A 12834-nucleotide genomic window follows, 5' to 3' on the forward strand; every position below is an offset into this window, starting at 1 on the left:
CCTAGATCACAAGGGCGGCTGAAAAAAGCTTCATCGACGGGCATGTGTCGCCCCGGTTGCGAGGGTCGAACGGATCAGCCCAGCGTGGCCGGGTCGAGCTGCCAGCGGAACGGCTCGACAACGCTCAGCGTCTCGCCCGCCTTGGCCACCTGGTCCTCGACGTAGTGCTCACCGTCGAGCCGGTAGAGCCGCAGCGAGTGACCGTCGCCGTCCTGCTCGACCAGCAGGTACCAGGGGATTCGCGCGATGGCGTAGAGCTGCATCTTGACCAGCCGGTCGGCAGCGGCGTTGCCGGGCGAGACGATCTCGCCGACGAGCACCACCTCGGCGGCCTCCACCGCCATGCCCTCGTCGTCGGTGTCCGCGACAACTACGTCGGGGATGACGATTCGATCCACGCCGAGCCGAACGTTGACCGCCCCGAAGACAGCGAGGCCTGCTGCTGCGCGCTCGACCTGGTCTGCCAGCCGGCGCGACACCAACTGGTGACGCTTACTCGGGACCGGGCTCAGAAGCAGGCTCCCGTCGAGCAGTTCGATCCGGTCCGGAGTCTCACCCAGGGCGAAGTAGTCGGCCTCGGTCCAGAGCCCGACATGGTGTTCCAAGGGCAACGACCCCATCTGCAATCACCTCTATCCTCGATGGCCACCCGAAGTCTCAGGCATCACGAGGCGGTGCTCCGGGAGCGACACGGAACGCCGCCGGTAGGCTCGCGCCCCATGATGTCGATCGACGGGCTGGGCGATACGTGGGACACGCTGTTCGGCGCTCAGCCGGACCCGCCCCCGCTGCTGGTGTTGATCACGGCGGCCATCGCGCTGGTGGTGGTGTCCACCCGGTTGCCGTGGCGGATCGCCCGCAACGCCATCACCATCGCGCACGAGGGCGGGCACGCACTTGTCGCCCTGCTCAGCGGCCGCAAGCTGCGCGGCATCCGGCTGCACTCGGACACGTCGGGGCTGACGCTCTCCGCCGGCCGTCCCACCGGGCCGGGCATGATCCTCACCCTGCTCGCCGGTTACGTCGCCCCGCCGCTGGTCGGGCTGGCCGGTGCCTGGCTGCTCGGCGGCAACCGGATCACCCTGCTGCTCTGGGTGGCGGTGGCGCTGCTGCTGGCCATGCTCATCATGATCCGCAACGCCTTCGGCGTGGTGTCGCTGCTGGTCACCGGCGCGCTGGTGATCGCCGTCTCGTGGTACGCCACGCCGCAGGTGCAGGCCGCGTTCGCGTACACCGGGGTGTGGTTCCTGCTGCTCGGCGGGGTGCGGCCGGTGGTGGAGCTGCAACGGCTGCGGTCGCGGGGCCGGATGCCCGCTTCCGACGCCGACCAACTCGCCGGGCTCACCCCGTTCCCGCCGCTCTTCTGGGTGGCCGTCTTCGCCCTGGTCAACCTGGCCGCCCTGGTAGCCGGCGCCCTCCTGCTGACCGGCCCGATCCTCACCGACGCCGGCCTGACGCCCTAACCCGCCTCAACCCCGCCTCCGCCCGGGTCGATCAAGGAGTTGTGGTGGGCCGCGAAAGCCGCGATACCCCCGCATCCAGGCACCACAACTCCATGATCGACGGCGGGAAACGCGCGGGCGGGCAGAATGGGGCGATGCGATACGTGATCATCGGGGCGGGTGCGGTCGGCGGGACCATCGGCGTACGGCTGGCCCAGGCCGACCGGGACGTGACAGTGGTGGCCCGTGGTGCCCACCTGGAGGCGATCCGGGCGCGGGGGTTGACCCTGCGGCAGCCCGACGGGGAGGTCACCGCCCGGCTCACCGCCGTGGACGGGCCCGGCGAGCAGCCGCTGCCGGCGGACACGGTGCTGATCCTCACCGTCAAGTCGCAGGACACCGCCGGCGCGCTGGCCGCCTGGGTGGACGCGCCGGTGGTCGGTGGCGGTACGGCGGGTGAGCGGCTGCAGCTGGTGACCGCCCAGAACGGGGTGGCGAACGAGCGGGCCGCGCTGCGGCTCTTCGCCGACGTACACCCGGTCTGCGTCTGGTTGCCGGCCACCCATCTGGACCCGGGCGTGGTGGTGGCCAACGGCTACCCGCACCCGGGGATGCTCCACATCGGGCGATACCCCGCAGGCGCCGACGACACCGACCGGGCGATCGCCGCCGATCTGAGCGCCGCCGGGTTCGTCGCACCGGTCCGCGAGGACGTGCTGCGCTGGAAGTACGGCAAGCTGCTCAGCAACCTCGGCAACGGCCTCCAGGCGCTGCTCGGCCAGGACATCCCGGACGCGTTGGTCGAGCGGGTGCGCGCCGAAGGTGTCGCCGCGCTCGCCGCCGCCGGCATCGCGCACACCTCGCCGCGGGAGGAGAAGGCCGGACGCGGTGACCTGGTGCAGCAGCGCCCGGTCGACGGTGAGGCCCGCTCCGGCGGCTCCACCTGGCAGAGCCTGGCCCGGGGCACCGGCTCGACCGAGGTCGACCACCTCAACGGCGAGATCGCGCTGCTCGGCCGGCTGCACGGCGTGCCGACGCCGGTCAACGTGGCCGTGCAGCGGGCCGTCCGCCGGGCGGTCCGGGACCGGGTCGCGGCCGGCGCGTTCCCGCTCGCCGAGTTGGAGCAGATGATTCCCTGATCTCGGCAACCGACCACCCGACCCGGTGCGTGTTCCCTGCGACCGACACGGGGAGGTAAACGGGTGCCGGACATCGACGGGTTCGACGAGTTCTACCGGGGGAGCCGACAACGGCTGCTCGGGTTCGTCTACGCCCTGAGCGGCGACCGGGTCGAGGCTCAGGACGCCGTGCAGGAGGCGTACATCCGGGCGTGGCAGCGCTGGTCGACGGTCCGTGAGTACGACGACCCGGAAGCGTGGGTGCGGGTGGTGGCCAGTCGGGTCGCGGTCAGTCGTTGGCGCAGCCTGCGCAGTCGCGCCCGCGCGTACCTGCGGCACGGGGCCACCGAGACAGTTCCCGGGCCGGGCACCGACACCGTCGAGGTGGTCGCCGCCCTGCGCCGGCTGCCCGAGGAGCAACGCGTCGCCATCGCCCTCTACTACCTGGTCGGCATGCCGGTCGCCGACGTGGCGCGGGAAACCGCAGCCCCGGTGGGCACCGTCAAGGCCCGCCTGTCCCGGGGGCGCGCCGCGCTCGCCGGCCTGCTCGCCGTCTCTGATCTGGAGGAGACCACCGATGCGTGATGACCCGTCGTTCGTCGAGCAGATCCGCCGGGACCTGCAGGATGTCCAGTGGCCCGCCCCGGCGGAGATTCGGTCCCGGGCCCGTCGCCGCAGCCAGCGCAGGATCGTCGTGGCCACCGCCGTGCTCGCCCTCGCCGGGGTTGCCGCCGTGGCGGTCGCCGCACCGCGGCAGTCCCCGACGCCGGCCCTGCCGGCCGCCGCCCCGACCCGGCACGAGATCAGCACCGACGCGCTGTTGCAGCCGAGCGACCTGCCACGGCCGGTCGACGTGCAACTCAGCCAATCAGGGCTGGGCGAGATGATCAGGCTGGACGAGATTCTCGGCTACTGCCGGACGAGCCAGGGGTTGTCGGAGGGCTGGCAGCCGTCGATCCTGTCCCGCTCGCAGACCTTCGTGCCCAAGCGCGCTCCCGCCATCCAGACGCGGAGCGAGGGCGACGTCACGCAGGAGCTCTTCAGATTGGTACCCGAGGCGGCCACCCAGCTCCTCGCCGGTCTGGACGACCTGATCGCCCCGTGCGCCGAATGGCGAAGCGTCGGGCAGATGGACACGGCAGGGGTCACCCGCACGGTGTTCGTCGTGCACCGTTGGGCGGTGACGCAGCGGGGTTTCGCCGGGGACGACGCCGCCATTCTTCAGGACTCGCTCACGGCCGTCACCGACCTGGAAACCGGGCAGAAGGACGGCGACGACCCTGCGCCGCTTCGGCTGGCCGTCGTCCGGGTCGGCGACCTCGTCTCGGTGCTCCGCCTCGGCTACGACGGCACCGAATCGGAGCTCAGGCAGCTGGCCGTGGCGGCAGCGGCCCACATGTGCGTAGCCGCCAACCCGGCCTGCTGACCCGGACCGGACACAGGGCCGCGGGGCGGCACCGCTCAGAGCGGGATGTTGCCGTGCTTCTTGGGCGGCAGGGTCTCCCGCTTGGTGCGCAGGACGCGCAGCGCCCGGACGATCTGGGTACGCGTCTCGTGCGGCGCGATCACCGCGTCGATGTAACCGCGCTCGGCCGCCACGTACGGGTTGGCCAGGGTGTCCTCGTACTCGGCGATCTTCTGGGCGCGGACCGCCGCCGGGTCCTCCGCGCCGGCCAGCTCGGAGCGGTAGAGGATGTTCACCGCGCCCTGTGCGCCCATCACCGCGATCTGGGCGGTCGGCCAGGCGAAGTTCAGGTCGGCGCCGAGGTGCTTGGAGCCCATCACGTCGTACGCGCCGCCGTACGCCTTGCGGGTGATCACGGTGACCTTGGGGACGGTGGCCTCGGCGTACGCGTAGATGAGCTTGGCGCCCCGGCGGATGATGCCGTCCCACTCCTGGCCGGTGCCGGGCAGGAAGCCGGGCACGTCCACGAAGGTCAGCACCGGGATGTTGAACGCGTCGCAGGTACGCACGAACCGGGCGGCCTTCTCGGAGGCGGCGATGTCCAGGGTGCCGGCGAAGTGCATCGGCTGGTTGGCGACGACGCCCACCGGACGACCCTCGACCCGGCCGTAGCCGACCACGATGTTCTGCGCGTAGAGCGGCTGGACCTCCAGGAACTCCCCGTCGTCGAGGATGTGCTCGAGCACCGTGTGCATGTCGTACGGCTGGTTGGCCGAGTCCGGGATCAGCGTGTCCAGCTGCCGGTCCTCGTCGTTGATCTCCAACGAAGCCGGCGCGTCGAAGACCACCGGCTCGTCGAGGTTGTTCGACGGCAGGTACGACAGGAGCGCCTTGACGTAGTCGATCGCGTCGTCCTCGTCGCTGGCGAGGTAGTGCGCGTTGCCGCTGCGGGAGTTGTGCGTGCGTGCCCCGCCCAGTTCCTCCATGCCGACGTCCTCGCCGGTCACCGTCTTGATCACGTCGGGGCCGGTGATGAACATGTGCGAGGTCTGGTCGACCATGACGGTGAAGTCGGTGACCGCCGGGGAGTAGACCGCGCCGCCCGCGCAGGGCCCCATCACCAGCGAGATCTGCGGGATGACGCCGGAGGCCCGCACGTTGCGGAAGAAGATCTCGCCGTAGAGGCCGAGCGAGACCACGCCCTCCTGGATGCGGGCGCCGCCGGAGTCGTTGATGCCGACCACCGGGCAGCCGATCTTCATGGCCAGGTCCATCACCTTGACGATCTTCTCGCCGAAGACCTCACCGAGGGAGCCGCCGAAGACCGTGAAGTCCTGTGCGAACACGCACACCTGCCGGCCGTCCACCGTGCCGTAGCCGGTGACCACACCGTCGCCGTACGGGCGGTTGCGCTCCAGCCCGAAGGCCGTGGAGCGGTGCCGGGCCAGCTCGTCGAGCTCGACGAACGAGCCCTCGTCGAGCAGCATCTCGATCCGCGCACGGGCGGTCTTCTTGCCGCGCGCGTGCTGCTTCTCGACGGCACGGGCCGACCCGGCGTGCACCGCCTCGTCGACCCGGCGCTCCAGGTCCGCCAGCTTGCCCGCGGTGCTGTGGATGTTGGTCCCGGTCTCGGTAGTCACCCAGGGAATATAACGATGGTTCAGGTCGGCACCGGCGTGCCGTACCCCTCAGTGTCGGCGCCGCCACCGCCGTAGGCTGGCGGAATGTCGGGCTCCCCGTACACCGATCTGGACCGCCCGCCGCTGTCGGCGGCCCGGCTGCGCCGCGCGTTGGTCGCGCCGAACGGGCCGTGGGCCCGGCTGGAGTTGCGCACCGAGACCGGCTCCACAAACGCCGACGTGGCCGAGGCGGCCCGAGCCGGCGAGCCCGAGGGCCTGGTCGTGGTCGCCGAGCGGCAGACCGCGGGGCGTGGCCGGCGCGGCCGGGTCTGGCAGTCACCGCCGCGGGCGGGCATCGCGACGAGCGTGCTGCTGCGGCCCGGCGAGGCCGTGCCGGACCGCGGTTGGCTGCCGGCGACACCCACGGGGTACGGGTGGCTGCCGTTGCTGGCCGGCGTGGCGCTTGTCGAGGCGGTGGCCCGGCTGGCCGAGCTGGACGCCAAACTGAAGTGGCCCAACGACCTGCTGATCGGCGACGCGAAGTGCGCGGGCGTGCTGGCCGAGGCGGTGCCCGGGCGTTCACCGGACCAACCGCCGGCCATCGTGCTCGGCATCGGGCTCAACGTGACGCTGCGCGCCGAGGAACTGCCGGTGAACCCGACCGGGCTGCCGGCCACCTCGTTGCAGTTGGCCGGTGCGGCGGCCACCGACCGGGATCCGCTGTTGCGGGCGCTGCTGCGCGCGGTGGCCGACTGGTACGACCGGTGGCGCTCCGCGGGCGGCGACGCGGTGGCCAGCGGCCTGCGCGACACCTACCTGGCGGCGTGCGCGACGGTCGGTCGCGAGGTACGCGTGCTGCTCCCCGACGGCGACTCCCTGACCGGCGAGGCCACCGGAGTGGACCCGGACGGCCAACTGATGGTCACCACCCCCACCGGCCCCCGAACCCTAACCGCCGGAGACGTCCTCCACCTCCGCTGACTCATCCCACCCCCCACCCCCGCGATCTTGCAGTTTCGGTCGGGGTAAATCGGGTGAAGGCCGCGTAACGGCGACCGAAAGTGCAAGATCGCGGAGAACGGGGTGGGGGCCGCGTGGCGGATGTTGTGGTGGGGCTTGGGGGGTTTACCGTCTGCGCGTCTAGAAAATCGCGATGGAGGTTCCCGTGGCGTTTCCTGAAGACGTGCTCACCGAGGACGAGCACGTCGTGCTGCACCTGCACCCGCACTGGAAGGCGTTGATCCGGCCGATCGCGGTGCTGGTGCTGGCCATCGCCGCGGTGGTGGTGGGGCTGCTCCTGCTGCCCGAGAGCGGCGGCGGTTCGATCGCGCTGGCCGTGATCGGCGTGATCGCTCTGGTCGGGGTGCTCTGGCTCGGCCTGTGGCCGTTCCTGGTCTGGCGTACCACGCACTACCTGTTCACCAACGAGCGTGTGCTGATCCAGCAGGGTGTCTTCTCCCGTGACCGGCGGGACCTTCCGCTCACCCGGGTCAACGACCACTCGATGAACCAGCGCTTCGTCGAGCGCCTGCTCGGCTGCGGCACGCTCACCATCGAGTCGGCCGGCGAACGCGGCCAGTCGGTGCTCGCCGACGTGCCGGGTGTCGGAAAGGTGCAGACCACCCTGTACGAGCTGGTCGAGGCACAGCACGACAAGCACTCGCTCGGCGACGGGGAGATGCGCGACATCCTCGCCGACATGCAGGACGGCAAGCCGCTGCGCGACACCACGACCTGACCTCGGGCCGGCCGAGGCCGTGGCCCGCCCCGGGCAGTGTCGGGGCGGGTCAGTCGTGTGGTTCGGCCGGAGGGCTGCCGTTTCCGGGCCGTACGGGCCCAGGCGGGCTGGTCTCGGCCGGGCCGGCGTCGGGCGGCCCACTCGCAGGCTGACCGCCTTCGGCCGCGCCGCGACCGGCTGGGCCGCCACTGCCTGCGTCGCGACCGGCTGGGCCGCCTTCGGTCGTGCCTCGACCGGCAGGGCCGGCTTCGGCTGGGCCGTAACCGGCAGGGCCGCCTTCGGCTGGGCCGTGACCGGCAGGGCCGGCTTCGGCTGGGCCGCGACCAGCTGGGCCGTCGCTGGCTGGGCTGCCATCGGCTGGGCCGCCTCCGGCTGCGTCGTGACCGGCGGGGCTGCCTCCGGCTGCGCCGCGACCGGCCGGGCCGGCTTCGGCTGCGTCCTGACCCGCTGTGCCGGCTCCGGCCGGACCGGAGGCGACTGTGCCGGCTCCGGCCTCGGTGGAGTCGGTCTCGATGGGGTCGGCCTCGGCAGGTCGCAGGGCGAACCAGCCACGGAAGCGGGTGCGCAGCACCTCCTGCTCGGGCCGGTCGTCCGGGCCGAGGCGCAACATGGTGCCGGTGAGGCTGACGGTGCCGAGCCCCGGGCGGGCCGTCGACGGTCGCGCGCCCATCACGTCGACCCGGATCGCGAGCCGGTCGCCGGCGCGTACGGGGGCGAGCCAGCGCAGCTCCTCCAGGCCGGGGGACGCGTCCGCGGCGGCTCGGGACAGCAGATGGTCGACGTACGCCCGCATGAACAGGCTGACCGTGTAGAAGCCGCTGGCGATCAGCCCACCGTGCCGGCTGGCCCCGGCCAGCTCGGGGTCGACGTGGTACCACTGCGGGTCGAAGCGGCGGGCGAAGGCGACCATCTCGTCGCCGTCCACGGTGACCACGCCGAGGTCGACGGTGTGCCCCGGAACGAGATCCTCGAAGAACAGCTCGGCGGGTAGCCCGGTGCCGGAGCGGGCGTCGGGTGTCGTCACCGGCGGGGCGCGCGGCGAGTGCCGACGTGTAACTCCGCGGCGAGCTCCGCGTCCAGGTCGGCAGCGGGGCTGACACTCAACCGGGTGGGCCGGCCCTGGGTGGGAGTGCCGGGCGGTTGGTCGGCGCGGTCTGCGGACTTCGCCTCCTCCTCCAGCTCCGACACGGTCTCGGCAAGCTCGGCGACCGGATCCATCTCGGCCAGGGTGTCCCACTCGTCCCGCGGGATGTCGTGCCAGGTGGGCTCGGCTTTCGTCTCGCCCTCGGCCGGCACGACCGGCTGGAAGACGAAGGTCCGGTAGGACCAGAAACGGAAGAGCGTGCCCAGCAGGACGCCGACGGTCTTGGCCACGTTCAGTGCGAGCAGGCCATGGACGCCGAGGCCGTACTTGGCCGCCGCCACGGCACCCAGCTCGATGAGCAGGCCAACCCCGTTGAACAGGAAAAACAGGACGTACTCCCGGCGCAGCGCCGACTTCGGGCGATCCCGGTACGTCCAGTGCCGATTCATCAGATACGACGTGATCGTGGCGACGAGGGTCGCGATCACGTTCGCCTTCAATTGACCATTGACGAAAACGGTCAGTGCAAGGGCATTGAACACCGCGTAATTGATGACGGTGTTGACGCCGCCAACGATGCCGAACTTGAGCGCCTCGTGGATGAACTTCTGCCAGCGCTCAGGCAGCAGACGGACAAGACGCATGCGAAACACCTTAGGGCAGTCGGTGCGGCCGGTGATCACCGGCCGAACGGGGTGAGCGGCAGGTCACGCCCTGCGATCGGGGTCGGGTCTTACCTGCGGAACGGTCCGGGTTCCCGCTTCGACGAAGACGAACCGCCGGTACGACCAGAATCGGAACAGCGTGCCGAGGCCCGTGCCGACGACGTAGCTGGCGACGTTGTCGGCCAGGCGTGTCTCGAACACGGCGGGCCAGATGCTGCCGAGCCCGTACCGGCTGATCGCGAGGCAGGCCACCGCGATGCCGAGGCCGACGACGTTGAAGAAGAAGAACAGTGCGTACTCGCGGGCCGGGTTGCTGCGCTGCCGGTGCCGCCAGGTCCAGAACCGATTGCCCACGAAGGCGACGGAGGCCGCGATGATGGTGGAGATCGTCTTCGCCGTCAGCTCCTCGACGCCACGCGTGCTCGTCAGATAGTTGAAGAGCGCGAAGTCGACGAGGAAGGCGACGCCACCCACGGTGGCGAACTTGCTCATCTCGCGGACGAGATGACCGAAGCGGTCCAACAGCCTGCCGAACAGACCCCGTCGGGTCTGCCGGGGACCCGGTTGCTCCCCGGTCATCGTGGCGGCCACGGGGCGAGCCTACCGGCTGTCGACCAGTCAGAGGGGTAGCAACGGCGAGCGGGCGTGGTCACCCGGAACAGCCGATCACTGTGTGCGGAACCGTTGTACGCAGCGTAACCAATTGGGAGGACTGACGCGCCCCGGAACGGGAATCCACGCACCGGTCGGCGGGGCAGGTCACGGCCCGACCGCAACAAGCGTCCGCCGGGGTGCACAACAAGATTTGCGTGAAACTGCGCAGGAAAGCGGGTATCAGCTCGTGATACCGCAGCGTGGCCGTAGCTTGTGCAGTTCTTCACAACCAGTCCCACTGACTCGGAAGGCTGCCCGGTTTACGCTGAGGCCAATCCCAGGTTTCCACGAAGGCGACGCATCGCGCCGCTGAGTCTCGTGCATCCCATAGATCGGTCAGCGTCGACCACAAGGAGATGTGTCATGGTTGCTCCGGCTGTTGTGCGGGGTATTGATCAGGCCCCGACGTCCCATCCGAAACTGCTCGCCTGGGTCCGTGAGGTCGCGGAACTGACCACCCCCGACCGGGTCGTCTGGGTGGACGGGTCCGACGAGGAGTGGCGCCGCCTCACCGACGAGCTGGTTGAGGCCGGCACGCTGATCCGGCTGAACCCGGAGAAGAAGCCCAACTCGTTCTACGCGCGTACCGACCCGACGGACGTCGCCCGGGTCGAGGAACGCACCTTCATCTGCTCCCTCGACGAGGCGGACGCCGGCCCCACCAACAACTGGATGGCGCCGCCGGAGATGAAGCGGACGATGACCGAGCTGTACCGCGGCTCGATGCGCGGACGCACCATGTACGTCATCCCGTTCGTCATGGGCCCGGTCGAGGCGGAGAGCCCGATGTTCGGTGTCGAGATCACCGACAGCCCGTACGTGGTCGCGTCGATGCGCATCATGACCCGGATGGGCACCCGCGTCCTCGAGGCGATGGGCGACGACGCGGACTTCGTGCACGCGTTGCACTCGATCGGCGCCCCGCTCGCCCCCGGCCAGCAGGACGTCGCCTGGCCGTGCAACGAGACCAAGTACATCTCGCACTTCCCGGAGACCCGGGAGATCTGGTCGTACGGCTCTGGTTACGGCGGTAACTCGCTGCTCGGCAAGAAGTGCTACTCGCTGCGGATCGCCAGCGTGATGGGCCGGGACGAGGGCTGGCTCGCCGAGCACATGCTGATCCTCAAGATCACCTCGCCGGAGGGCAGGGTCCATCACATCGCCGGCGCGTTCCCGTCGGCCTGCGGCAAGACCAACCTGGCCATGGTGGAGCCCACCATTCCGGGCTGGAAGGTCGAGACCATCGGCGACGACATCGCCTGGATGCGGTTCGGCCCGGACGGCCGCCTCTACGCGGTCAACCCGGAGTACGGCCTGTTCGGTGTCGCACCCGGCACCGACTGGAAGACGAACGCCAACGCCATGCGCACCCTGGACCGGGGCAACTCCGTCTTCACCAACGTGGGCCTCACCGACGACGGCGACGTCTGGTGGGAGGGCATGGGCGAGCCGCCGGCGCACCTGATCGACTGGAAGGGCAACGACTGGACGCCGGAGAGCGAGGGCCTCTCCTCCCACGCGAACAGCCGGTTCTGCACCCCGATCACCCAGTGCCCGATCCTCGCCGACGAGTACTTCGACCCCAACGGGGTGCCGATCGACGCGATCCTCTTCGGTGGCCGCCGCAAGGACACCATCCCGTTGGTGACCGAGGCCCGCGACTGGGTGCACGGCGTCTACATGGGCGCCACGCTCTCCTCGGAGACGACGGCCGCCGCGTCCGGCGCGGTCGGCGTGGTCCGCCGCGACCCGATGGCGATGCTGCCGTTCATCGGCTACCACGCCGGTGACTACTTCCGGCACTGGATCGAGATGGGCAAGGGCACCGACGGCGACGAGGCCAAGCTGCCGAAGATCTACTACGTCAACTGGTTCCGCAAGGACCCGGACGGCTCGTTCCTCTGGCCGGGCTTCGGGGAGAACTCCCGGGTGCTCAAGTGGGTCGTCGAGCGGATCGAGGGCACGGCCGACGCGGTGGAGACCCCGGTGGGCATGGTGCCGACGCCCGAGTCGCTGGACGTCGAAGGCCTGGACATGACCCCGGAGGACGTCCGGATCGCGCTGAAGGTCGACCCGGACGAGTGGCGCAACGAGCTGCCGATGATCACCGAGTGGTTCGAGAAGTTCGGTGACAAGCTGCCCGGCGTGCTCTGGGCCGAGTTGGACGCGCTGCGCGCCCGCCTGGACGCCACGCAACCGCAGCGGTAGGTGTGAACGAGACCCTTCGCGGGCAACATCGGATTCCATGAGGACGGCCGCCGAGACCCAGGTCCGGCGGCCGTCCGCCGTCCGAGTGCTGACCTTCCTGCTCGCGACGACGGCGGCGGCCACCGTCGTGGTCGAGCTGCTCAACTGGTGGTACGCCCCGGAGCAGGGCTTCGGTCTGGCGGTACGCACCGGCTGGGCGATGCTGCGCTCGTTCGGTTTCCTGCTGCTGATCGGGCACGTCCGCCGGGGCCGCACGGTGGCTCGCCCGTTCGGGCTGATCCTCGCGGTCACCACGGTCTTTGCCGTCGGCCGGTTGATCGTGCCCCGCCAGGGGGTGCTGCCGCTGCCCGGCCTGCTCGGCTTCGCCGTGCTCAGCGCGCTCTGTGTGGCGGTGGTCTGGCTGCTGTACCGCTCGTCGGCGCTGGCCGGGCATCTCGTCCGGCACCGGCCAAGGCTGGTTATCGACCGGGCCGGCCTCTCCTGGCGGGAAACCCCACCACGTCGGGCGGAGGCCAGTGCCTGGCTGCTGACCAGCCGGGTGGCGGCGTTCACCTACAGCCCGCTGATGCTGGTGCCGGCCCTGGTGGCCGGTGGCGCCATCCTGGACGGTCGGCTGTCCGCGCTGCCGGCCGTGCTGTTCTGGTTCGGTGCCGGCATCGCGGCCAGCTACGCGGTGCTGTTCTGCACCGCGTTCCTGATGCGCGGCAAGGACTGGGCGCGGAGCCTGCTGGTCGGCGTCACCCTGGTCGTGCTCGCCGTGGACCTGCCGCTGTGCTGGTGGCTGCTGGGCGTGGACGGCCTGGTCCGCGACGGCGCCCCACTGCTGGCGGCAGCCGCACTGGCCCTGTACGGCCTACGCCGAGCAACCCACACCCCACCCCCAACCTGACCCACCCCGCCC

General features: G+C 70.6%; 12 protein-coding genes and 1 pseudogene. 8 read left to right on the forward strand and 5 right to left on the reverse strand.

Features of this window, described 5'->3' with window-relative positions:
• Nucleotides 1-74 precede the first annotated feature (74 nt).
• Nucleotides 75-620: a Uma2 family endonuclease gene (locus tag AB0B14_RS04665; protein ID WP_357521258.1), complete on the reverse strand. Its 546-nt coding sequence runs from the start codon at nucleotides 618-620 to the stop codon at nucleotides 75-77.
• Between the two features lie 99 nt (nucleotides 621-719).
• On the opposite strand from AB0B14_RS04665, the gene AB0B14_RS04670 reads away from it, so the two are divergent.
• The 4 genes from AB0B14_RS04670 (at nucleotide 720) to AB0B14_RS04685 (ending at nucleotide 3986) form a co-directional block, all read left to right on the forward strand.
• On the forward strand, nucleotides 720-1463 hold the full coding sequence (locus tag AB0B14_RS04670; protein WP_357076463.1) for a M50 family metallopeptidase: 744 nt from the start codon (nucleotides 720-722) through the stop codon (nucleotides 1461-1463).
• Between the two features lie 134 nt (nucleotides 1464-1597).
• Entirely contained in the window at nucleotides 1598-2581 is a 984-nt protein-coding gene (locus AB0B14_RS04675; RefSeq protein WP_357521260.1) for a 2-dehydropantoate 2-reductase N-terminal domain-containing protein, read from the forward strand.
• 63 nt (nucleotides 2582-2644) lie between these two features.
• Nucleotides 2645-3145, forward strand: a complete 501-nt coding sequence (locus tag AB0B14_RS04680) for a sigma factor-like helix-turn-helix DNA-binding protein (RefSeq protein ID WP_357076469.1) — start codon at nucleotides 2645-2647, stop codon at nucleotides 3143-3145.
• Nucleotides 3138-3986, forward strand: a complete 849-nt coding sequence (locus AB0B14_RS04685) for a hypothetical protein (protein ID WP_357521262.1) — start codon at nucleotides 3138-3140, stop codon at nucleotides 3984-3986. Before AB0B14_RS04680 ends, AB0B14_RS04685 begins: the two co-directional genes overlap by 8 nt.
• A gap of 35 nt (nucleotides 3987-4021) precedes the next feature.
• Here the strand turns inward: AB0B14_RS04685 and AB0B14_RS04690 are convergent, their stop codons facing one another.
• Nucleotides 4022-5605, reverse strand: a complete 1584-nt coding sequence (locus AB0B14_RS04690) for an acyl-CoA carboxylase subunit beta (protein WP_357521264.1) — start codon at nucleotides 5603-5605, stop codon at nucleotides 4022-4024.
• Nucleotides 5606-5689: 84 nt separating this feature from the next.
• Here AB0B14_RS04690 and AB0B14_RS04695 point away from each other — a divergent pair, with 84 nt between their 5' ends.
• Nucleotides 5690-6565: a biotin--[acetyl-CoA-carboxylase] ligase gene (locus tag AB0B14_RS04695; RefSeq protein WP_357521266.1), complete on the forward strand. Its 876-nt coding sequence runs from the start codon at nucleotides 5690-5692 to the stop codon at nucleotides 6563-6565.
• 184 nt (nucleotides 6566-6749) lie between these two features.
• Nucleotides 6750-7322: a PH domain-containing protein gene (locus tag AB0B14_RS04700; RefSeq protein ID WP_357076481.1), complete on the forward strand. Its 573-nt coding sequence runs from the start codon at nucleotides 6750-6752 to the stop codon at nucleotides 7320-7322.
• A gap of 49 nt (nucleotides 7323-7371) precedes the next feature.
• On the opposite strand, the gene AB0B14_RS04705 is transcribed toward AB0B14_RS04700, so the two are convergent.
• The 3 genes and pseudogenes from AB0B14_RS04705 to AB0B14_RS04715 form a co-directional block, all read right to left on the reverse strand.
• On the reverse strand, nucleotides 7372-8346 hold the full coding sequence (locus tag AB0B14_RS04705) for a MaoC/PaaZ C-terminal domain-containing protein (RefSeq protein ID WP_357521268.1): 975 nt from the start codon (nucleotides 8344-8346) through the stop codon (nucleotides 7372-7374).
• The gene (locus AB0B14_RS04710; RefSeq protein WP_357076604.1) at nucleotides 8343-9050 is read right to left on the reverse strand and encodes a GtrA family protein; all 708 of its coding nucleotides are present in this window, start codon (nucleotides 9048-9050) and stop codon (nucleotides 8343-8345) included. Before AB0B14_RS04710 ends, AB0B14_RS04705 begins: the two co-directional genes overlap by 4 nt.
• 63 nt (nucleotides 9051-9113) lie before the next feature.
• Nucleotides 9114-9952, reverse strand: a pseudogene (locus AB0B14_RS04715) (GtrA family protein).
• Nucleotides 9953-10088: 136 nt separating this feature from the next.
• Here AB0B14_RS04715 and AB0B14_RS04720 point away from each other — a divergent pair.
• Nucleotides 10089-11933 (forward strand): phosphoenolpyruvate carboxykinase (GTP), encoded by a 1845-nt coding sequence (locus tag AB0B14_RS04720; protein WP_357521270.1) that lies wholly within the window; start codon nucleotides 10089-10091, stop codon nucleotides 11931-11933.
• Nucleotides 11934-11970: 37 nt separating this feature from the next.
• Nucleotides 11971-12822 (forward strand): hypothetical protein, encoded by an 852-nt coding sequence (locus AB0B14_RS04725; RefSeq protein ID WP_357521272.1) that lies wholly within the window; start codon nucleotides 11971-11973, stop codon nucleotides 12820-12822.
• The last annotated feature ends 12 nt before the right edge of the window (nucleotides 12823-12834 follow it).

It is taken from the genome of Micromonospora sp. NPDC049171, from assembly GCF_040648275.1.
Taxonomy (GTDB): domain Bacteria; phylum Actinomycetota; class Actinomycetes; order Mycobacteriales; family Micromonosporaceae; genus Micromonospora.

Coding starts and splice junctions, on each gene's coding strand:
- AB0B14_RS04710 (WP_357076604.1), bottom strand. CDS start 9,050: ATGCGTCTTGTCCGTCTGCTGCCTGAGCGCTGGCAGAAGTTCATCCAC.
- AB0B14_RS04670 (WP_357076463.1), top strand. CDS start 720: ATGATGTCGATCGACGGGCTGGGCGATACGTGGGACACGCTGTTCGGC.
- AB0B14_RS04685 (WP_357521262.1), top strand. CDS start 3,138: ATGCGTGATGACCCGTCGTTCGTCGAGCAGATCCGCCGGGACCTGCAG.
- AB0B14_RS04695 (WP_357521266.1), top strand. CDS start 5,690: ATGTCGGGCTCCCCGTACACCGATCTGGACCGCCCGCCGCTGTCGGCG.
- AB0B14_RS04720 (WP_357521270.1), top strand. CDS start 10,089: ATGGTTGCTCCGGCTGTTGTGCGGGGTATTGATCAGGCCCCGACGTCC.
- AB0B14_RS04675 (WP_357521260.1), top strand. CDS start 1,598: ATGCGATACGTGATCATCGGGGCGGGTGCGGTCGGCGGGACCATCGGC.
- AB0B14_RS04725 (WP_357521272.1), top strand. CDS start 11,971: ATGAGGACGGCCGCCGAGACCCAGGTCCGGCGGCCGTCCGCCGTCCGA.
- AB0B14_RS04665 (WP_357521258.1), bottom strand. CDS start 620: ATGGGGTCGTTGCCCTTGGAACACCATGTCGGGCTCTGGACCGAGGCC.